This window comes from Streptomyces sp. NRRL WC-3626, from assembly GCF_000718785.1.
Taxonomy (GTDB): domain Bacteria; phylum Actinomycetota; class Actinomycetes; order Streptomycetales; family Streptomycetaceae; genus Streptomyces; species Streptomyces edwardsiae.
In genome coordinates, this window is the sequence record NZ_JOCA01000018.1 from 1 (window position 1) to 19322 (window position 19322).

General features: G+C 71.2%; 18 protein-coding genes. 9 read left to right on the plus strand and 9 right to left on the minus strand.

Annotation, left to right across the window (positions count from 1 at the left end; translation table 11 throughout):
- Positions 1-365: 365 nt before the first annotated feature.
- The gene (locus tag IF28_RS0124550; protein WP_030224210.1) at positions 366-1007 is read right to left on the minus strand and encodes a DNA-3-methyladenine glycosylase; all 642 of its coding nucleotides are present in this window, start codon (positions 1005-1007) and stop codon (positions 366-368) included.
- Positions 1008-1208: 201 nt separating this feature from the next.
- Between IF28_RS0124550 and IF28_RS0124555 the strand changes: the two genes are divergently transcribed.
- From IF28_RS0124555 to IF28_RS0124565, 3 genes are all read left to right on the plus strand, one after another.
- Positions 1209-1991 carry a sporulation protein gene (locus IF28_RS0124555; protein WP_030224214.1) on the plus strand — a complete coding sequence of 261 codons (783 nt, stop codon included), beginning with the start codon at positions 1209-1211 and terminating at the stop codon, positions 1989-1991.
- Between the two features lie 41 nt (positions 1992-2032).
- The gene (locus IF28_RS0124560) at positions 2033-2572 is read left to right on the plus strand and encodes a YbhB/YbcL family Raf kinase inhibitor-like protein (RefSeq protein ID WP_030224216.1); all 540 of its coding nucleotides are present in this window, start codon (positions 2033-2035) and stop codon (positions 2570-2572) included.
- A gap of 210 nt (positions 2573-2782) precedes the next feature.
- Positions 2783-3289, plus strand: coding sequence for an HNH endonuclease (locus tag IF28_RS0124565; protein ID WP_030224218.1), 507 nt, complete (start codon positions 2783-2785; stop codon positions 3287-3289).
- A gap of 163 nt (positions 3290-3452) precedes the next feature.
- On the opposite strand, the gene IF28_RS0124570 is transcribed toward IF28_RS0124565, so the two are convergent.
- The 3 genes from IF28_RS0124570 to IF28_RS0124580 all read right to left on the minus strand — a co-directional run bounded on the left by IF28_RS0124570 (position 3453) and on the right by IF28_RS0124580 (position 5876).
- Positions 3453-4397: an SPFH domain-containing protein gene (locus IF28_RS0124570; protein WP_030224222.1), complete on the minus strand. Its 945-nt coding sequence runs from the start codon at positions 4395-4397 to the stop codon at positions 3453-3455.
- A gap of 148 nt (positions 4398-4545) precedes the next feature.
- A complete protein-coding gene (locus tag IF28_RS0124575; RefSeq protein ID WP_030224225.1) occupies positions 4546-4977 on the minus strand; it encodes an NfeD family protein in 432 nt (143 codons plus the stop codon).
- Positions 4978-5078: 101 nt separating this feature from the next.
- The gene (locus IF28_RS0124580) at positions 5079-5876 is read right to left on the minus strand and encodes an ABC transporter ATP-binding protein (RefSeq protein ID WP_030224228.1); all 798 of its coding nucleotides are present in this window, start codon (positions 5874-5876) and stop codon (positions 5079-5081) included.
- A 162-nt stretch (positions 5877-6038) separates the two neighbouring features.
- Here IF28_RS0124580 and IF28_RS0124585 point away from each other — a divergent pair, with 162 nt between their 5' ends.
- Positions 6039-6827 carry a hypothetical protein gene (locus IF28_RS0124585; protein ID WP_030224230.1) on the plus strand — a complete coding sequence of 263 codons (789 nt, stop codon included), beginning with the start codon at positions 6039-6041 and terminating at the stop codon, positions 6825-6827.
- 478 nt (positions 6828-7305) lie between these two features.
- Here IF28_RS0124585 and IF28_RS0124590 read toward each other — a convergent pair whose 3' ends face one another.
- The 3 genes from IF28_RS0124590 to IF28_RS0124600 form a co-directional block, all read right to left on the minus strand.
- The gene (locus IF28_RS0124590) at positions 7306-7551 is read right to left on the minus strand and encodes a chaplin (protein WP_030224233.1); all 246 of its coding nucleotides are present in this window, start codon (positions 7549-7551) and stop codon (positions 7306-7308) included.
- A 130-nt stretch (positions 7552-7681) separates the two neighbouring features.
- Positions 7682-8323, minus strand: coding sequence for a response regulator (locus IF28_RS0124595; protein ID WP_030224236.1), 642 nt, complete (start codon positions 8321-8323; stop codon positions 7682-7684).
- Positions 8316-9461 carry a GAF domain-containing sensor histidine kinase gene (locus IF28_RS0124600; RefSeq protein WP_030224239.1) on the minus strand — a complete coding sequence of 382 codons (1146 nt, stop codon included), beginning with the start codon at positions 9459-9461 and terminating at the stop codon, positions 8316-8318. The genes IF28_RS0124595 and IF28_RS0124600 overlap by 8 nt, the downstream gene beginning before the upstream one ends.
- A gap of 237 nt (positions 9462-9698) precedes the next feature.
- On the opposite strand from IF28_RS0124600, the gene IF28_RS0124605 reads away from it, so the two are divergent.
- From IF28_RS0124605 to IF28_RS0124615, 3 genes are all read left to right on the plus strand, one after another.
- Positions 9699-10397, plus strand: coding sequence for an SDR family NAD(P)-dependent oxidoreductase (locus IF28_RS0124605; protein WP_030224241.1), 699 nt, complete (start codon positions 9699-9701; stop codon positions 10395-10397).
- Positions 10394-11437 carry an S-adenosylmethionine:tRNA ribosyltransferase-isomerase gene (locus IF28_RS0124610; RefSeq protein ID WP_030224243.1) on the plus strand — a complete coding sequence of 348 codons (1044 nt, stop codon included), beginning with the start codon at positions 10394-10396 and terminating at the stop codon, positions 11435-11437. The genes IF28_RS0124605 and IF28_RS0124610 overlap by 4 nt, the downstream gene beginning before the upstream one ends.
- Positions 11438-11777: 340 nt before the next feature.
- Positions 11778-12533 (plus strand): transglycosylase SLT domain-containing protein, encoded by a 756-nt coding sequence (locus IF28_RS0124615; protein ID WP_030224244.1) that lies wholly within the window; start codon positions 11778-11780, stop codon positions 12531-12533.
- A 90-nt stretch (positions 12534-12623) separates the two neighbouring features.
- Here the strand turns inward: IF28_RS0124615 and IF28_RS0124620 are convergent, their stop codons facing one another.
- Complete coding sequence (locus IF28_RS0124620) at positions 12624-15140, minus strand: FHA domain-containing protein (RefSeq protein ID WP_030224246.1); 2517 nt, start codon at positions 15138-15140, stop codon at positions 12624-12626.
- 242 nt (positions 15141-15382) lie between these two features.
- Here IF28_RS0124620 and IF28_RS0124625 point away from each other — a divergent pair, with 242 nt between their 5' ends.
- Complete coding sequence (locus IF28_RS0124625) at positions 15383-17230, plus strand: streptophobe family protein (RefSeq protein ID WP_051713870.1); 1848 nt, start codon at positions 15383-15385, stop codon at positions 17228-17230.
- 94 nt (positions 17231-17324) lie between these two features.
- Positions 17325-18533: a phosphoserine phosphatase SerB gene (gene serB, locus IF28_RS0124630; protein ID WP_030224250.1), complete on the plus strand. Its 1209-nt coding sequence runs from the start codon at positions 17325-17327 to the stop codon at positions 18531-18533.
- A gap of 257 nt (positions 18534-18790) precedes the next feature.
- On the opposite strand, the gene IF28_RS0124635 is transcribed toward serB, so the two are convergent.
- Positions 18791-19309, minus strand: coding sequence for a SixA phosphatase family protein (locus IF28_RS0124635; RefSeq protein ID WP_030224252.1), 519 nt, complete (start codon positions 19307-19309; stop codon positions 18791-18793).
- Positions 19310-19322 lie beyond the last annotated feature (13 nt).

Genomic DNA, 19322 nt, shown 5'->3' on the forward strand with positions numbered 1-19322 from the left:
GTTGAGTTCTCAAGGAACGGACGCTTCCTTTGTACTCACCCTCTCGGGCTTTCCTCCGGGCGCTTCCCTTCGGTCTTGCGTTTCCGACTCTATCAGATCCTTTCGGGCCTGATTCCCAGTCGGTGGGTTCTGCCGTCGAGCCGTCCGCTTTCGCTTGTCGGCCTTTCGACATTCACTACGTTAACCGATTCCCCCGCTCGATTCATAATCGGGCTTCGCGGTTCAGAATTCAGGCATGCGGACATGACGAATTCGACCCCGCTGAGGGGTGGATCGTAGGTAGTGGGTGGCCGCTCCCGGCTGCAGGCGATCGCCGTACCCGGGTCAAGCGGCTCGGGCCACATTACGCATGTTCCAGGAACGAGTCAACTTCGGCGGCGCCGTGGCGCGTGGGCCCGGTACGGGCTCACCGTCGGGTCGTCGGTGACCCAGTAGCGCCAGGGGTGGACGGCTCCCTCTCCGGAGACTCCGGTGCGTGGGCCGCTGCTCACCTGGCCGGAGGGCACCGAGGTGCCGGTGAGGACCCGTAGCGGGGTGTCGGTGGTCGCGCAGGCGTCCGTGCCGTTGAACTCGCGGTCGACGCCGAGTGCCGTGGCCAGACGGGCCGGCCCCTTGGCGAGCTCCTTGTCGTTGCGGGCCGAGAGCCGGCGGGTGCGGGCCAGTTCGGCGCCCTCGGTGATCTCGCCGGCCCGGAGCAGTACACCGCTCGCCCTGCCTTCGGGGCCGCAGACGAGGTTCATGCAGAACCACATGCCATAGGTGAAGTAGACGTACACGTGTCCGGGCTCACCGAACATCACCTCATTGCGGGCGGTACGACCGCGATAGGCGTGGGAGCCGGGGTCGTTCGCGCCGTCGTACGCCTCCACCTCGGTCAGGCGGAGGGCGATCGGACCGTCCGGGGTGTCGCGGACCACGATCCGGCCGAGGAGGTCGGGGGCGACCTCGAGGACGGGGCGGTCGAAGAACTTCCTCGGCAGGGGCGTACGGTCGGGGGTCGCGATCATGCCGTCCGAGGGTACTGGAGACGGTCGGTGCCACGGGGTGGTCAGCGGGCTCCGTGGTTGCCAGGGTGTGGACGCGGAACCGGCCACGGCCGGATCGCGTTGTTAGGGATCAGCGTCCATACGGACGACTCGGGATGGACGACTCGACGCAGGACGACGGATCAGGTGTGGCCCACGGGGGTCCCCTGGAGAGGGAGAGACATGGCGTTCAAGAAGCTGCTGGCGAGTCTGGGTGCCGGCGGGGCCTCGGTGGAGACGGTGCTGCACGAGGTCAACGTCGTTCCGGGCGGTGTCGTCCAGGGCGAGGTGCGGATCCAGGGCGGGTCGGTGAACCAGCAGATCGAGGGACTCTCGGTCGGGCTGCAGGCCAAGGTCGAGGTGGAGAGCGGCGACCAGGAGTACAAGCAGGACATCGAGTTCACGAAGTCGAGCCTGGGCGGCGCCTTCGAACTGCAGGCCGGCGCGGTGCACGCGGTGCCGTTCGGGCTGGAGATCCCGTGGGAGACGCCGATCACGATGATCGACGGGCAGGCGCTGCGCGGGATGAACATCGGGGTCAGCACCGAGCTGGCGATCGCGCGTGCGGTGGACTCCAGTGACCTGGACCCGGTCAACGTGCACCCGCTGCCGGCGCAGAAGGCGATCCTGGACGCGTTCATCCAGCTGGGCTTCCGCTTCAAGAACGCGGACATGGAGCGCGGTCACATCCGGGGCACGCGGCAGAAGCTGCCCTTCTACCAGGAGATCGAGTTCTTCCCGCCGCAGCAGTACCGCGGGCTGAACCAGGTCGAGCTGAGCTTCGTGGCCGACGAGCAGGCCATGGACGTCATCCTGGAGATGGACAAGAAGCCGGGTCTGTTCAGTGAGGGCAGCGACACCTTCCGCTCCTTCAAGGTGGGGCTGCACGACTACCAGGGCACCGACTGGACGGCGTATCTCAACCAGTGGCTGTCGGAGGTCGGCAGCAAGCGCAACTGGTTCTAGGCTCGGTTCCCACTGAACGCGATCGATCAGGAGGTACCGAGGTGACCGAGCTCAAGCGGCGGCCGCTCCCCCACGACTTCCATCCGCCCGTGCCGTCGTTCACGGTGTCGAGCGAGGATGTGCAGGACGGGGCGGCGCTCAAGGACGCTCAGGTCCACGCGGCCGGCAACACCTCTCCGCAGCTGCGGTGGGAGGGTTTCCCGGCGGAGACCAAGAGCTTCGCCGTGACCTGCTACGACCCCGACGCTCCCACAGGCAGCGGGTTCTGGCACTGGGTGGTGTTCGACATCCCGGCCTCGGTGACCGAGCTGCCGGTCGGCGCGGGCGGCGGCACGTTCGAGGGTCTCCCCCAGGGCGCCGTCCACGCGCGCAACGACTACGGCAGCAGGGACTTCGGCGGCGCCGCGCCGCCGCCCGGCGACGGGCCGCACCGGTATGTGTTCACGGTGTACGCCGTGGACCAGGAGAAGCTCGGTCCGGACGCGGACGCGTCCCCTGCCGTAGTGGGCTTCAACCTGCGGTTCCACACCCTGGCTCGCGCCCAGCTGATCGGTGAGTACGAGGTGCCCGGGGAGTCCTGAGAGGGTCCGAGCGCTCCCCCGGGCGTTCATGGAACGTTTGCCCGCCCCTGGTCTTGGAATTGATCAGGGGCGGGCATTTTTGTTGCCGGGGGTTGCGGGGTCATCTCCCGTGGAAGCAGCAGATATTGCGTTGTCCATCCCGGCGTGCCCGGCCAGAGTTGATCCCAGCCCGCCGAGGGGTGGGCCGGTGCACACGGGAGGTGGGCTGGTATGCGGGACACGCTGGTACTCAACGCGAGCTTCGAGCCGTTGTCGACGGTGACGTTGAACCGAGCCGTCGTTCTGGTGCTTCAGGACAAGGCCGTCGTCGAGCAGGCCCACCCCGAACTGCGGATGCGTGGGGCCGCGGTCGACATACCGGCGCCCCGGGTGATCAGGCTCTGCCACTACGTGAGGGTGCCGTTCCGAAGACAAGCGCCGTGGTCGCGGCGGGGTGTGCTGGTGCGGGACCGGCACCGGTGCGCGTACTGCGGCCGGCGGGCGACGACCGTGGACCACGTGGTGCCGCGGTCGCACGGTGGACAGGACACGTGGCTGAACACGGTGGCCTCGTGCGCGGAGGACAATCACCGGAAGGCGAATCGGACGCCTGAGCAGGCGGATATGCCGCTGTTGCGGCGGCCGTTCGAGCCTACGCCGGCTGATGCGATGCTTTTGGCGTTGGGGGCGGAGGATTTCGAGGCGTTGCCCGAGTGGTTGACGCTGGATGCGGCGTGACGGCCTCGCCGTAGGGGTGGGGGCACCGCCCGGCTGCGGGTTGTCTGTGCCTGGTCGCGCAGTTCCCCGCGCCCCTGGGGGATGCGGGGAGCCTCTGCTGACAGGTGACCCGCACCCCCGTGCTCGTGGAGGGGTGCGGGCCATCCCGTGCTTTCAGGTTCCGTCAGTCGATCGAGGGCTTTTCCCGGCGTTCCTGGGCGGGGACGTTGGCGGTCGGGGTGTTTCCGCCGGCCATGGCTCCGAAGTTGCCCATGGCTCCGGAGAGGCCCTTGAGGGCGTCGCCGATCTCGCTGGGGACGATCCAGAGCTTGTTGGCGTCGCCCTCGGCGATCTTCGGGAGCATCTGGAGGTACTGGTAGGAGAGGAGCTTCTGGTCCGGGTCTCCGGCGTGGATGGCCTCGAAGACCGTACGGACCGCCTGGGCCTCGCCCTCGGCGCGCAGGGCCGCCGCCTTGGCCTCACCCTCGGCGCGCAGGATCTGGGACTGCTTCTCGCCCTCGGCGCGCAGGATCTCGGACTGCCGGACACCTTCGGCCTGGAGGATCGCGGCGCGCTTGTCGCGGTCGGCGCGCATCTGCTTTTCCATCGAGTCCTGGATGGAGGTGGGCGGTTCGATGGCCTTGAGTTCGACGCGGTTGACGCGGATGCCCCACTTGCCGGTGGCCTCGTCGAGGACTCCGCGCAGGGCCGCGTTGATCTCCTCGCGGGAGGTGAGGGTGCGCTCCAGGTCCATGCCGCCGATGATGTTGCGCAGCGTGGTGACGGTGAGCTGCTCGATGGCCTGGATGTAGCTGGCGACCTCGTAGGTGGCGGCGCGGGCGTCGGTCACCTGGTAGTAGATGACGGTGTCGATGTTGACGACCAGGTTGTCCTGGGTGATCACCGGCTGCGGCGGGAACGGTACGACCTGTTCGCGCAGGTCGATGCGGTTGCGGATGGTGTCGATGAACGGGACGACGATGTTGAGGCCCGCGTTGAGTGTCCGTGTGTAGCGGCCGAAGCGCTCGACGATGGCGGCGCTTGCCTGTGGGATGACTTGGATCGTCTTGATCAGGGCGATGAAGACCAACACCACCAGGATGATCAGGACGATGATGATCGGTTCCATCGTCGGTTCCCCGAACCCTTCTTAGCCTCGGCGCCTGCGGCAGATCGTGTGCCTGTGGAAGATCTCGCGGTTGAAGATCTTGCTGGTCGAGTCTGTCAGACCATCGGTACAACTGGGAGGTTGTTCGCCCCAGTTGTGTCGTGCCGGATCACATGACGATCGCCGTGGCCCCCTCGATGTCCACGACGTCCACTTCCTGGCCTGCTTCATAGGCGTTGCCCGCGTCGAGGGCGCGTGCCGACCAGACCTCGCCGGCCAGCTTGATCCGGCCGCCGGAGCCGTCGACGCGCTCCAGGACGACGGCCTGTTTTCCTTTCAGGGCGTCCACTCCGGTGGCGAGTTGGGGCCGCGCGGCGCGGTGTCTGTTCGCGATGGGCCGTACGACGGCGATGAGCGCGGTCGATACGACGGCGAAGACCACGACCTGGGCGACGGCGCCGCCGCCGAAGATGCCGGAGACCACTGCCGCGGCGACGGCGCCCACCGCGAGCATGCCGAGTTCGGGCATCGCGGTGATCACGAGCCCGATGCCGAGTACCGCCGCGCCGATCAGCCACCACAGCCATGCGTCGATGTCCACCCGGCCATGGTAGGACCGCGCACCCGGTCGCCGACAGGGCGCCGATCAGTTTCAACGCGCCTTGTGGCTCCGGGGCTTGGGTGCGGGGTGCCGGGAGGGGCTCAGGAGATGGGAAGGCCCTGGGCGGTGAAGCGGTCGCCGACCTGCTCGACGACGAGCGGGAGGCCGAAGCAGAGGGAGAGGTTGCGGGAGGTGAGTTCGAGCTCCAGCGGTCCTGCGGCGAGGACCTTGCCCTGGCGGATCATCAGGACGTGGGTGAAGCCCGGGGCGATCTCCTCGACGTGGTGCGTGACCATGATCATGGAGGGGGCGATGGGGTCGCGGGCGAGCCGGCCGAGACGGCGTACGAGGTCCTCCCGGCCGCCGAGGTCGAGGCCGGCCGCGGGCTCGTCGAGGAGCAGCAGCTCGGGGTCGGTCATCAGGGCGCGGGCGATGAGGGTGCGCTTGCGCTCTCCCTCGGAGAGGGTGCCGAACCTGCGTTCGAGGTAGTCGGACATGCCGAGGCGGTCGAGGAAGGCGCGGGCGCGCTGCTCGTCGATGTCCTCGTACTCCTCCTGCCAGCCGGCGGTCATGCCGTAGGCGGCGGTGAGCACGGTCTGCAGGACGGTCTGCTTCTTGGGGAGCTTGTCGGCCATGGCGATGCCGGCCACGCCGATGCGGGGGCGCAGCTCGAAGACGTCGGTGCCGGCGGTGCCGAGGGTCTCGCCGAGGATGCTGACGGTGCCCTTGCTCGGGTAGACGTAGCTGGAGGCAATGTTGAGGAGGGTGGTCTTGCCGGCGCCGTTGGGGCCGAGGATGACCCAGCGCTCGCCCTCCTTCACCGACCAGGAGACCTGGTCCACCAGAGCCCGGCCCTCACGGACCACGGATACGTCCTGAAGCTCCAGAACATCGCTCATGAGCGCGTTGTCTCCCCTTGCAGTGTGGCCGGTCTCGGCTGTCGCGTACGCCTGTGCGTCGGTCCGCCGCACCCGTGGGCGCAGCCCATCATGAAATCTACGCCACTGGTCGTCCCGGACATTCCTCCGGTCCGCTTCTTGGGGTCTGTCTAGGGTGGGGGGATGCTCTCGGAACCTCGCTCTGGACGCCTCGCCGCTTGGGGAAACGCCCTTCTTGCCGGACTTGTCTCGCCGGATGACGCCGTGCTCGCGATCGTCGGGGAGGACGCGGTGCACCGGGTGGAGGGGTTGCCGGGTGAGCCGGCGCCGGTGGGGCTCACGCTGGCGCTCGGGCGGTTGCGGACGCTGGGGGTGAGCGGGCTGCGGCTGGCGCTGCCGGCGCCGGGGCATCCGCTGGGGCTGAGCGGGCCGCCGGAGTTCAACGCGCGGGCGCTGGAGGCGGAGGAGGCGGTGGTGTGTTCCGGGGCCGCGTGGGGGCTGGTGCCGGAGGTGTCCGAGGCCGGGCCCCCGGGTGATGTGCGTGTGGAGGTGGTCTGGCACTGTCTGCCGGTGCGGTCGGCGCCGCCGGCGGATGTGCCGTCGCTCGGGGAGGCCGAGCGGGAGCTGGCGGAGGCGTTGCGGGACGCGACGGAGGTGCTGACGCGGCTGGATGTGGCCGGGTCGGGGCCGGTGGCGGAGTCGGCGATCGACGCGTATCGGGCGCGGGCGTCCGCCTCGCGGGGGCGGGGGGTGTTGGCTCCGGGGTATCCGGCTCGGGCGGTGCGGGTGCTGGAGCTGGCTCAGCGAGTGGGGGCGCTGGTGTCGCTGGCGGGGGGTGTGGGGCACGGGGGTGCGGTGAGTGCGTCGGAGATGACCGCGCGGGCTGCGGCGTTGCGGCCGGTGGAGCGGACGGGGCGGCGGGCGCAGGTGGCCGCGTACAACTCCGTTGTGGAGGAGCGGGGGGTGGGGTGAGCCGGGTCTCCGGGGCGGGTGCGGGGTGTGCGGTGCCGCACCTGCGCCGCGCGGCTCGCGTGGCCGCCGATCCGCGGATCCGCCGATCCCTCGATCCGCCGATCCGCCAATCCGCGGGCAGGCGTGCCGCAGGGCGGCACGGGTGGGCGCGACGGCACCCCGTAAGCGCCGGGCCGCGCGACCTCCCCCCGCTCAGCCCTCACCCCGGGTGCCTGCCCGACGGGGGTGGGTGTGCGCTCGCCCCGCTGGAGGGGGTGCCGCTGCGCCCACCCGTGCCGCCCCAGCGGCACGACTGCCCGCAGCTACGCGGGCTACGGCGGTGCGGCTGGCCGCAGCTACGCGGCTGCAGTGGCCCGGCTGCCCGCAGCTCGGCGGGCTACGGCGGCAGGGCCGGTCGCAGCTGCGCGGCAGAGCGGGCTGCGGGGGGTGCTGGTGGGCCCTGGGCGCCTGGTGGGCGGCCAGGGCTTCGCGCGGGGTGTCAGCGGTTGACGGCGGTGTTGCCGAAGGCCGGGTTGAGGAGGCCGATGACGTTGACGCTGTTGCCGCTGACGTTGACCGGGACGTCGACCGGGACCTGGACGAGGTTGCCGGAGACGACGCCCGGGGAACCGACGGCCTTGCCGTGGGCGTGGCTGCCGTCGGTGGCGGAGGCCATGCCCGTACCGGCGGCGAGCAGACCGCCGGCCACCATCGTCACGGCCGCTGCCTTCTTCAGGTTCTTCACTTTCCGATGCCCTCCTGGTGATGACCGCGGCAGGCGCCGCGGCGTGCACTGGAGAACGACGGGTGCCGACGAGGGATACGGCCACCTGGGGGACATTCCCCCTACGGTATGAATCTCAGATCGGACGGACTCAGCCGGTCAGACCGTGCCGTACGGCCCACAGCGCGGCCTGGGTACGGTCCGCCAGGTCGAGTTTCATCAGGATGTTCGACACGTGCGTCTTCACCGTCTTCTCCGAGAGCACCAGGGCGCGCGCGATCTCCCGGTTGGCGCGCCCGTCGGCTATCAGCCCGAGCACTTCGCGCTCCCGGTCGGTGAGGGACCCGGCGCGTCCCGTGCCCGTGCCGGTCTCCTCCTGGGAGAGCAGCGCACCGGCCACCTCCGCCTGCAGCAGCACGTGCCCCGCGTGCACGGAGCGGATGGCTCCGGCGAGCGCGTCGGGGTCGACGTCCTTGTACACATAGCCGGCGGCCCCCGCGCGCAGGGCGGGGACGACGGTGCGCTGCTCGGTGAAGCTGGTGACGATGAGCACACGCGCGGGGTGGTCCAGTTCGCGGAGCCGGCGCAGCGCGTCCACGCCGTCCATGCCGGGCATCTTGACGTCCATGAGGATGACGTCGGGCCCCAGTTCCCCCGCCAGGGCGACTCCCTCGGCGCCGTCCGCGGCCTCGCCGACGACCTCGATGTCGTCCTGCACCTCGAGGAAGGTGCGCAGTCCCCGGCGTACCACCTGGTGATCGTCGACCAGCAGCACCTTGATTGCGTCAGCCACCGGGGACCTCCATCTCGATCGTGGTGCCCTTGCCGGGCGCCGATTCCACGGTCAGCGTGCCGCCGACCCCGCTCGCCCGGTCCCGCATGGAGACCAGGCCCAGATGGCGGCCCGCGCGGCGCACGATGCGCGGGTCGAAGCCGCCGCCGTCGTCGCTGACCCGCAGGACCGCTCCGCCGCCGCGCCGGTCCAGGGTGACGTCGACGTGGTCGCCGCCGGAGTGCCGCAGCGCGTTGTGCAGGGCCTCCTGGGCGACGCGGAGCACCGCCTCCTCCTGGGCGGCGGGCAGGGCGCGTACGCCGTGGCCGGTGAAGGTCACGCGGGCGGTGTGGGCACGGTCGAGGACCTGGATCTGGGTGCGGAGCGTGGCGACGAGGCCGTCCTCGTCGAGGGCCGCGGGGCGCAGTTCGACGACCGCCGCGCGCAGTTCGTCGGCGGCCTCGGCGGCCAGGGCGGCGACCTGCTGGAGCTCGCCCTTGGCGCGGGACGGGTCGCGGTCGACGAGGCGGGCGGCCGCCTGGGCGGTGAGCCGCAGGGAGAAGAGTTTCTGGCTGACGGCGTCATGGAGCTCGTGGGCGAGGCGGGAGCGTTCCTCGGCGATGGTCAGCTCGCGGCTGCGCTCGTAGAGCCGGGCGTTGGTGAGGGCGATCGCCGCGTGCTGGGCGAGGATGCCGAGCAGTTCCTCGTCGTCCTCGGTGAAGCCGCAGGTGCCCTCGGGCTTGGGGCACCGCTTGTTGGCGAGGAACAGGGCACCGATGACCTCGTCGCCGTCGCGGATGGGCAGGCCCAGGAAATCGACCAGATCGGGGTGGGCGCCGGGCCAGCCCCCGAAGCGGGGGTCGCGGCGTACGTCGGCGAGGCGCTGGGGGGTGGCCTCGTTCAGCATCGCGGCGAGGATGCCGTGCTGGCGCGGGAGGGGGCCGATGGCCTTCCACTCCTCGTCGCTGACGCCGTCGACCACGAACTGGGCGAAGCCGCCGTGGTCGTCGGGGACGCCGAGGGCGGCGTACTGCGCGTCGAGGAGTTCGCGGGCCGAGGCGACGATCGTCTTGAGGACGTCGCGCACCTCGAGGTGCCTGCTCATGGCCAGCAACGCGGAACTCACCGCGGCGAGGCCGGACCGGGGGCCGTGACTCATGTCCTCACGGTACCGGCGGGCACTGACGGCGGGATCGGACGTGCGGCGGGCCGGTGGACCTAGGCCGGAGGTCCCGGGGTCCCGGACGGCGGCGTAGGGCCGGGGGCCCGGGGACGGTGACGTAGGCCCAACGGACCCCGGCTGCTGCGTCCCCGGCCCGAGGCGACGGCGGCGGGCCCGTCCCTACGTTGAGGGCACGCCGATCAAGCGGCGTCGAAGGACGAGGGGACGGTAGCCATGCCGGTTGCGATCATCACGGGGGCTTCGAAGGGGCTCGGGGAGGCGCTCGCCCTGGCGCTGGCGGAGCGCGGCTGGGATCTGGTGCTGGACGCGCGGGACCCGGTGCCGCTCGCGGAGGCTGCCGGGCCGCTGTCGGCGCACGGCACGCGGGTGACGGCGCTGCCCGGGGACGTGACGGACGCCGCGCACCGCGCGGAGCTGGTGGCGGCGGCGTGGCGGCTGGGCGGGGTGGATCTGCTGGTGCACAACGCGAGCGCGCTGGGCGCCGAGCCGCTGGTCCCGCTGGAGGAGCTGCCGCTGGACGGGCTGCGGCGGGCGCTGGAGGTGAATCTGGTGGCGGCGCTGGGCCTGGTCCAGGAGGCGCTGCCGCTGCTCAGGGCGGCGCCCGCCGGGGCGGTGCTGGCGGTCAGCTCGGACGCCGCCGCCGAGGCGTATCCGACGTGGGGCGGGTACGGGGCGTCCAAGGCGGCCCTGGACCAGCTGGCGGCGGTGCTGGCGGAGGAGGAGCCGGGGCTGCGGGTGTGGTCGGTCGACCCCGGGGACATGGCGACGGACCTGTACGTGGCGGCCGTACCGGACGACGACGGTCCACGGCCGGCACCGGCGAGTGTGGTGCCCGCGTTCCTGCGGCTGCTGGACGAGCGGCCGGCGAGCGGCCGCTACGCGGCGCCGGCGCTGCTGGAGGAGCGGCGATGACCGTGATCGTCGAGGTGCCGGAGGAGCTGTCCGCGCGGGTGCCGGTGGAGCAGCGGGGCCCCGGGCTGGAGCGGGACGCGGTGCGGCTGCTGGTGTCACGGGGTACGGAGGTGTCGCATCACGCCTTCGTGGAGCTGCCGGGGCTGCTGCGGGCCGGGGACCTGCTGGTGGTGAACACGTCGCCGACGCTGGCGGCGGCGGTCGGGGGGTGGGTGGGGCACACGCGTGTGGTGGTGCACTTCTCCACGCGCGGTGACGACGGCCGCTGGGCGGTGGAGCTGCGGGATCCGGACGGCCGCGGCACCACGCGTGCGCGCGCGGGTGTACGCGCGTCTACGGAGGTGCGGCTGGTCGGGAGTGCGCGGCTGGTGCTGGAGGAGCCGCTGAGCGCGCGGGGCGAGCGGCTGTGGTGGGCGCGTGTCCCGGGGGATGTGCTCGGGGTGCTGCGGGAGCACGGGCGGGCCATCCGGTACGCGTACACGGAGCGGGACCAGCCGTTGTCGGCGTACCAGACGGTGTTCGCGCTGCCGTCGCCGGACGGTGCGGGGAGTGCGGAGATGCCGAGCGCGGGGCGTCCGTTCACCGCGCGGATGGTGGCGGAGCTGGTGAGCCGGGGGGTGCAGTTCGCCCCGGTCACGCTGCATACGGGGGTGGCGTCGGCGGAGGCGCACGAGCCGCCGTATCCGGAGCGGTTCGTGGTGCCGGAGGCGTCGGCGCGGCTGATCGGGGCGGTGCGGGCCGGGGGCGGCCGGGTGATCGCGGTGGGGACGACGGCCGTACGGGCGGTGGAGTCGGCGGCCGGTGCGGACGGTGTGGTGCGGTCCCGCGCGGGGTGGACGGATCTGGTGGTGACCCCTGAGCGCGGGGTGCGGGTGGTGGACGGGCTGCTGACCGGGCTGCACGAGCCGGAGGCCTCGCATCTGCTGATGCTGGAGGCGGTGGCCGGGCGGGCGGCCATCGGCCGGGGGTACGAGGAGGCGCTGCGCGGGCGCTATCTGTGGCACGAGTTCGGGGATGTGCACCTGGTGCTGGCGGAGTGATCGAAGACCCTCACACAGAGCATTGCTTCAGCAACCAGCAGTGAGAGCGGGGGGTGGGCCGTGTGAGGCCGGGCATAGGGCGCACATCACGTACGAAGAGGCATAGGAGAGACATACCGACCATGTGAGCGGGGCGGATAGTCCACTCTGCCCCGATTCCACCCTCCCTGATCCACTACCCGGCTTCGTACGTCACACCTTTGCCCCGCCATTTTGCGGCCGCTAAGAATGGCTGCGTCGCTCGGCGCCGTGGGTATCCCCCGCGGCGTTTGTGCCGGAAGCACCCTGTCCCCACCGGACGTCGAGCGGCCTCCGCGCTATTCGAAGAGGTCCGATCCGCATGTCCAAGCACATCCTGACCCGTGGCCACAGTCGTGCCCTGACCCGTCACCACAGGATCGCCGCCGCCGGCGTCGCGGCGCTCGGTGCGGCCGCCATCGGTTTCTCGGCCATCCCGAGCAACGCCTCCACGACCACCACGACCGAGGCCGCCGCTCCGACCGCGAAGGTCGCGTACAGCACGGAGCAGATCAAGGACGTCCGCGGGACCGTCACCGACCAGCTGGCCGGCGCGAACGTGAAGGCCGAGCAGATCGCGGCGAAGAAGCAGGCCGCCGCCGAGGCCACCGCCAAGAAGCAGGCAGCCGTGAAGGCCGCCGCCGCCAAGAAGAAGGCCGCCGCGAAGGCCAAGGCCGAGAAGTCCCGACAGGCCAAGGAGTCCGCCAGCCGTGCCGCCCAGCGCGCCGAGGTGAAGAAGGCGGCTCCCAAGAGCTACCCGAACACCCTGGACGGCTGGATCCGTGAGTCCCTGTCCATCATGAAGAAGCACGGCATCCCGGGCTCCTACGAGGGCATCCACCGCAACGTCATGCGGGAGTCCTCCGGCAACCCGCGGGCGATCAACCTCTGGGACATCAACGCCCAGAACGGCATCCCGTCCAAGGGTCTGCTGCAGGTGATCCCGCCCACCTTCGAGGCGTACCACGTGCCGGGCACCCCGAAGAACATCTACGACCCGGTCTCCAACATCACCGCCGCCTGCAACTACGCGGCGGACAAGTACGGCACCATGGACAACGTCGACAGCGCGTACTGAGGTCGGCGCGGACCTCTTCTCGCACTCACAGACGCCGAAGGGCGGCACCCTCCTGACAGGGTGCCGCCCTTCGGGGTGGTACGGCGCTCGTTACTTGCGCATGACCTCGGGCTCGTGCCGGCGCAGGAAGCGGGCCACGAAGAAGCCGCAGATCACGCCGAGCAGGATGATCGCTCCCATGTCCATGGCCCACGCCCCGACCGTGTGCTCCCAGAGCGGGTCGGTGTCGCCGGCCGTCTCCGGCGGGCTGATCCTGTTGAAGTCGAGCGTGGCGCCCGACGCGGCGACCGCCCAGCGCGACGGCATCAGGAACGAGAACTGGTTGACGCCGATCGAGCCGTGCAGCGTGAACAGACAGCCGGTGAAGACGACCTGGATGATCGCGAACATCACCAGCAGCGGCATGGTCTTCTCCGCCGTCTTCACCAGCGAGGAGATGATCAGGCCGAACATCATCGAGGTGAAGCCCAGCGCCATGATCGGCACGGAGAGCTCCAGCAGTGTGAAGCCGCCGAAGACCAGGCCCTCCTCCGGGATCTCCCGGCTGGAGAAGCCGATCACGCCGACCAGGAGCCCCTGCAGCACGGTGATCATGCCGAGCACGAACACCTTGGACATCAGGTACGCCGAGCGGGACAGGCCGGTGGCGCGCTCCCGCTCGTAGATGACCCGTTCCTTGATCAGCTCACGTACGGAGTTCGCGGCGCCCGCGAAGCACGCGCCGACCGCGAGGATCAGCAGGACGGTGGTCGCGGTGCCGTTCGGGATGATCCGGCCGGTCTGCGGGTTGGGCGGGTTGGGCAGCAGGCCCTTGTCCGCGTCGATCAGCAGGCTGACCGCGCCGAGGACGGCGGGCAGGATCACCATCAGGGCGAGGAAGCCCTTGTCGGAGACGATCACCGAGACATAGCGGCGCACCAGGGTCACGAACTGTGACATCCAGCCCTGCGGCTTCGGCGGTTTCATCGCCTGCATCGCCGGGACCTGTACGGACTGCGGTGCGACGGCGTCGATGTCCGCGGCGTACATCTGGTAGTGCTGCGAGCCCTTCCAGCGGCCCGCCCAGTCGTAGTCGCGGTAGTTCTCGAAGGCGGAGAAGACGTCGGCCCAGGTGTCGTAGCCGAAGAAGTTCAGCGCCTCCTCGGGCGGGCCGAAGTAGGCGACGGAGCCGCCCGGCGCCATCACCAGCAGCTTGTCGCAGATCGCCAGCTCGGCCACCGAGTGGGTGACGACGAGGACGGTGCGGCCGTCGTCGGCGAGGCCGCGCAGCAGCTGCATGACGTCGCGGTCCATACCCGGGTCGAGACCGGAGGTCGGCTCGTCCAGGAAGATCAGCGACGGCTTGGTGAGCAGCTCCAGGGCGACGGAGACACGCTTGCGCTGGCCGCCGGACAGGGACGTGACCTTCTTGTCCTTGTGGATGTCCAGCTTGAGCTCGCGCAGCACCTCGTCGATGCGGGCGTCGCGCTCGGCGGCCGTGGTGTCGGAGGGGAAGCGGAGCTTGGCCGCGTACTTGAGGGCCTTCTTGACGGTCAGCTCCTTGTGCAGGATGTCGTCCTGCGGGACCAGACCGATGCGCTGACGCAGCTCGGCGAACTGCTTGTACAGGTTCCGGTTGTCGTAGAGGACCTCGCCCTGGTTGGCGGGGCGGTAGCCGGTGAGCGCCTTGAGCAGGGTCGACTTGCCGGAGCCGGACGGTCCGATGACCGCGATCAGCGACTTCTCGGGGACGCCGAAGGAGACGTCCTTGAGGATCTGCTTGCCGCCGTCGACGGTGACGGTCAGATGGCGGGCGGAGAAGGACACCTCACCGGTGTCGACGAACTCCTCGAGCCGGTCGCCGACGATCCGGAACGTCGAGTGACCGACGCCCACGATGTCGGTGGGGCCGAGCAGTTGGGTGCCGCCCTTGGCGATCGGCAGACCGTTGACGTACGTGCCGTTGTGCGAGCCGAGGTCGCGGATCTCCATGCGGCCGTCGGGCGTGGAGTGGAACTCGGCGTGGTTGCGGGAGACCTGGAGGTCGGAGACGACCAGGTCGTTCTCCAGCGCACGGCCGATGCGCATCACGCGGCCGAGGGAGAACTGGTGGAACGTGGTGGGGCTGCGGTCGCCGTAGACCGGCGGCGCCCCCGCGGCACCGCCGGGACCCTGCTGCTGCGGGAAGTGCGGCGCGGGCTGCTGCGCGGCCGGCTGCTGCGGCTGCTGCCAGCCGGGCTGCTGCTGTTGCGGCGCCTGCTGCTGTGAGGCCCAGCCGGCGTTCGCGCCCTGCGCCGCGTACGGCTGCTGCGGCTGGGCCTGCGGCGCGGCGGCGGCGACGCCGGACAGGGTCACGCGCGGCCCGTCGGTCGCGTTGCCCAGGTTCAGCGCCGTGTCGGAGCCGAACTCCAGGTGGTGGATCCGCTGTCCCTGCGCGAACGTGCCGTTCGTGCTGCCGTGGTCCTCGATGACCCAACTGCGGCCGTTGAAACTGATCGTGGCGTGACGCCAGGAGACCCTGGCGTCGTCCAGCACGACGTCCCCCTGCGGATCACGTCCGAGGGTGTAGGCCCTGGACGGATCGAGCGTCCAGGTCCGTCCGTTTGATTCCAGTACGAGTTCCGGCACTCCATGCCCCACTGAGTTGTCCCCCGAATTTCCCCCATCGCAGGGAGTCTAGGGATGTCGAACATCGGGGGGAACTATTCCAGGCCCGGCCCCGTGACCGAAAGTCGGGCCTTGTCACGAGCGCGCACCAAGGTGTTCACCGTCCTTTCGCGGACGGGGTTGAAATCGGCCCGGAGAGTGGTAAACCACGCGAGGGGGACACGCGCGGCCGTCACACCGCGTCGCGGATCGGGGGCTTCGTCATGAGTGCTGCCACGGGCGTTGGACCGACGGGACGCGGTGCGCGCGTGCCCTGGGTCGATGTGGTGATGTCGGCGGTCGCGGCGGTGAGCTGGGCGCTGATCGGGATGGCGGGCACGGCGGCGCTCGGGCTGCGGCTGCTGGACGCGGACGCGGCCGGTTCGCTGGGGCCGATGACCGCGGCGGTGGTGGCTCTGGGGGCGGGCGGTTCGGTCACTCCGTCCGGCGACATGTCCGCGTTCGGGCTGTCGGGCGCCGAAGCCGGTACGTCGATGGCGGTCACGCCGTTGGGCGTGAGCCTGGTGGGTGCGCTACTGCTGTCGTACTTCTTCCTGCGGTCCCTGCGGGCGGCGGGAGTGGTGGTCTCCGGCGCCGAACTCCTCGCCCGCGCGGGCGCGGTGGCCGCGCTGTTCGTGGCGATGGCGGGCGGGCTGGTGTGGGCGGGGCACGACGTCGTCACCATCGACGGGAGCGCGCTCGGGCTGGGCGGGGGTCTCGAGATCCCGGGGCTGGGGGATGTCGGGGGACTGCTGCCGGACCGGGTGGGTGATCTCGTCGACGCGGAGGCGGCGGTGGGGTTCACCGTCGACACCGTGCCGACGCTCCTCGGTGGTCTCGGCTGGGCGGCGGGGGTGCTGCTCGTCGCGCTGCTCGCGTCCCGCCGCACTCCCCTGCCGCGCGGCTGGGGCGCCGTGCACCGTGTCGTACGGCCGGTGGTGTCCGCGCTGGTCACGGTGGCGCTGGTGGCGGTGGCGGCGGGGGGCGCCGCGGCTGCTTACGCGGCGATCGGTGACGAGCATCCCCGGCGGATCGCGGGGGCCGCGCTGCTGGGGGCGCCGAACGGGGTGTGGACCGGGGTGCCGCTCGGTCTGTTCGTGCCGTGGGACGGGCGGGCGAGCGGGGCGCTGCTCGAGGTGCTGCCCCATCCCGTGGACGAGCTGCTGCGGGCGGGCTCGGACCGGCCCGTCACGCTGGGACGGCTGGCGGAGTACGACAGCCGGGTGTGGCTGCTGGCGGTGGCCGCCGCGCTGATGATGCTGCTGGCGGGGGTGCTGACGGCGGTACGGACGCCGGTGACGGCGGCCGCGGAGGCGGGCCCGGTCGCCTTCGCCGGGCGGTGCGCGCTGGGGCTGGGGGTCGCTACGGCACTGGCCCTTCCCCTGCTGGCCTGGCTGACGGAGGTGTCCGCGAACGCCTCCCTGTCCGTGCTGGGCTTCGACGCGTTCGACGCCGGCCTCGAGCTGCACGGCCGGCTCGGCATGGCGCTGCTGCTGGGCGCGGTGTGGGGGGCGGGGGCGGGAGCGGCGGGGGCGCTGCTGGCCTGGGCGAGCGGCGCCGCGGGGGCGCGGGCGGCGCGGCTGGCACGGGGTGACATGGAGGCGGAGGGTGCGTGGCGCGCGGCGGGGCGCGTCGAGGGCCCGCCCTGGACGGGGCCCGCCGGTCCGTATGAGCCGGGGCTGCCTCACCGGCCGCCGAATCCGGAGACGAATCCGTATCTGCGGCTGGGGCGGGGCCCCCGGGGGGTTGAGGAGCCGGCGTGGAGGCCGGAGGGACGGCGGGGAGCTCCGGCGCGGTCGCCGGGTGGTGCACAGGGGCTGCCGGGGCCGCGAGGAGCGGGCGGCGCGCGGGGACCGCAGGGGGCCCACGGACCCGAGGACGCCGTGCCGGCGCCAGGGACGCGCGAGCCGGGGTCGCCGGAGGCCGGCGGTGCGGCGGACGGGCGCGGGGACGTCTATGGGGCGCCGACTGTGATCGGGCCCATCGAACCGCGTCGGGGTCGGGGGTGGCCGGAAAAGCCGCCGCCTCCGGCGGATCCTCCGCCGGTGCCCCGGAAACCGGACCGTTCTTAAGGCGGGGGACATCCCCGGGACGGGCAGTGTTCGCTGTCCGGAAGGCGGACCTCGCAGGCGCGGGGCACTGGGTGCCGGATACGGTGGGAACACCATGAGCGCATCGCAGACCACCGACGTTCCCACCCTTCTTGTCAAGATCTTCGGCAGGGACCGGCCGGGCATCACGGCCGGCCTCTTCGACACCCTCGCCGCCTACTCGGTCGACGTGGTCGACATCGAGCAGGTCGTCACCCGTGGCCGCATCGTGCTCTGCGCGCTCGTGACCGAGCCGCCCGAGGGGCTCGAAGGCAATCTGCGGGCGACCGTCCACAGCTGGGCGGAGTCGATGAAGATGCAGGCGGAGATCATCTCCGGTATGGGCGACAACCGTCCGCGCGGGCACGGCCGCTCCCTGGTCACCGTGCTGGGCCACCCCCTCACCTCGGAGGCGACGGCGACGATCGCCGCCCGGATCACCGAGGCCGGCGGCAACATCGACCGTATCTTCCGGCTCGCCAAGTACCCGGTGACGGCGGTGGAGTTCGCGGTGTCCGGCGTGGAGACGGAACCGCTGCGCACCGCGCTGGCGCCGGAAGCGGCGCGGCTGGGGGTCGACATCGCCGTGGTCGGGGCGGGGCTGTACCGGCGGGCGCAGCGCCTGGTCGTCATGGACGTGGACTCCACGCTCATCCAGGACGAGGTGATCGAGCTCTTCGCCGCGCACGCCGGCTGTGAGGACAAGGTCGCCGAGGTGACGGCCGCGGCGATGCGCGGGGAGCTGGACTTCGAGCAGTCGCTGCACGCGCGGGTGGCGCTGCTGGAGGGGCTGGACGTCTCCGTGGTGGACAAGGTGCGCAGCGAGGTACGGCTGACGCCGGGCGCGCGCACTCTGATCCGTACGCTGAAGCGCCTCGGCTATCAAGTGGGCGTGGTGTCGGGCGGGTTCACCCAGGTCACCGATGATCTGAAGGAGCGGCTGGGGCTGGACTTCGCCCAGGCCAACACCCTGGAGGTCGTCGACGGGAAGCTGACGGGCAGGGTCACCGGCGAGATCGTGGACCGGGCGGGCAAGGCCCGGCTGCTGCGCCGGTTCGCCGCCGAGGCGGGCGTGCCGCTGTCGCAGACGGTGGCGATCGGTGACGGTGCGAACGATCTCGACATGCTGAACGCGGCGGGGCTCGGGGTCGCCTTCAACGCCAAGCCGGTGGTGCGCGAGGCGGCGCACACCGCGGTGAACTTCCCCTTCCTGGACACGGTCCTGTATCTGCTCGGGGTCACGCGTGAAGAGGTCGAGGCGGCGGACACGCTCGACGTGGGCTAGGGCCTGTCTGACAATTCGCGTCGTCGCCCGAAGGGCGGCCGCGCGGCGTCAGGTGCGTGCTCTCGGTGTGCCGGCCCCAGAGCCTCGTACTGGATGTACTCGGGTCTGGGGCCGGTGCGGCGAGAGTGCGTGCATGGCGTCGCGCGGCAGACGGGAATTGTCAGACAGGCCCTAGGGCCGGTGCGGGCACCGGAGCACGGAGACGGGTGGGCCCGGCGCCGATGGACATCGGTGCCGGGCCCCCGTCGCGCCGGGTGTCACTCCGTGGGCGCCCAGTAGTCGACGAGCGTGCCGACGCCGGGCTCGAGGGTCTTCCAGGAGCCGGTGAACGACAGGACGGCGAAGGCGGCGGCCGGGTAGCCGAGGCGGTTCATGCGCTCCCGGGCGTCGCCCTCCGCGGCGCCGGCCAGGATGTCGGCCAGTCCCTGGACGCCGGGGTTGTGGCCGACCAGGAGGACGTTCTGCGCGTCGTCGGGGGTTTCGTTGAGCAGGGCGATGAGCTCGCCGGGCGAGGCCTCGTAGACCCGCTCCTCGTAGACGGTCTTCGGCCGCTCCGGGAACTCGTGGACCGCGAGTTTCCAGGTCTCGCGGGTCCTCACCGAGGTCGAGCACACGGCCAGGTCGAAGGCGATACCGGTGTCCGCGAGCTTGCGTCCGGCGACGGCGGCTTCCATGCGGCCACGCTCTGCGAGCGGGCGTTCATGGTCGGTCACCGGGGGCCAGTCGGCTTTCGCATGCCGGAAAAGGACAATCCTGCGGGGTTCTGCGACGCTCATGTGACCCAGCTTC

Bases quoted from the DNA above. Each gene is read 5' to 3' on its own strand.
- IF28_RS0124550 (WP_030224210.1), bottom strand. From the start codon at position 1,007: ATGATCGCGACCCCCGACCGTACGCCCCTGCCGAGGAAGTTCTTCGAC.
- IF28_RS0124555 (WP_030224214.1), top strand. From the start codon at position 1,209: ATGGCGTTCAAGAAGCTGCTGGCGAGTCTGGGTGCCGGCGGGGCCTCG.
- IF28_RS0124565 (WP_030224218.1), top strand. From the start codon at position 2,783: ATGCGGGACACGCTGGTACTCAACGCGAGCTTCGAGCCGTTGTCGACG.
- IF28_RS0124570 (WP_030224222.1), bottom strand. From the start codon at position 4,397: ATGGAACCGATCATCATCGTCCTGATCATCCTGGTGGTGTTGGTCTTC.
- IF28_RS0124580 (WP_030224228.1), bottom strand. From the start codon at position 5,876: ATGAGCGATGTTCTGGAGCTTCAGGACGTATCCGTGGTCCGTGAGGGC.
- IF28_RS0124585 (WP_030224230.1), top strand. From the start codon at position 6,039: ATGCTCTCGGAACCTCGCTCTGGACGCCTCGCCGCTTGGGGAAACGCC.
- IF28_RS0124600 (WP_030224239.1), bottom strand. From the start codon at position 9,461: ATGAGTCACGGCCCCCGGTCCGGCCTCGCCGCGGTGAGTTCCGCGTTG.
- IF28_RS0124605 (WP_030224241.1), top strand. From the start codon at position 9,699: ATGCCGGTTGCGATCATCACGGGGGCTTCGAAGGGGCTCGGGGAGGCG.
- IF28_RS0124610 (WP_030224243.1), top strand. From the start codon at position 10,394: ATGACCGTGATCGTCGAGGTGCCGGAGGAGCTGTCCGCGCGGGTGCCG.
- IF28_RS0124615 (WP_030224244.1), top strand. From the start codon at position 11,778: ATGTCCAAGCACATCCTGACCCGTGGCCACAGTCGTGCCCTGACCCGT.
- IF28_RS0124625 (WP_051713870.1), top strand. From the start codon at position 15,383: ATGAGTGCTGCCACGGGCGTTGGACCGACGGGACGCGGTGCGCGCGTG.
- serB (WP_030224250.1), top strand. From the start codon at position 17,325: ATGAGCGCATCGCAGACCACCGACGTTCCCACCCTTCTTGTCAAGATC.
- IF28_RS0124635 (WP_030224252.1), bottom strand. From the start codon at position 19,309: ATGAGCGTCGCAGAACCCCGCAGGATTGTCCTTTTCCGGCATGCGAAA.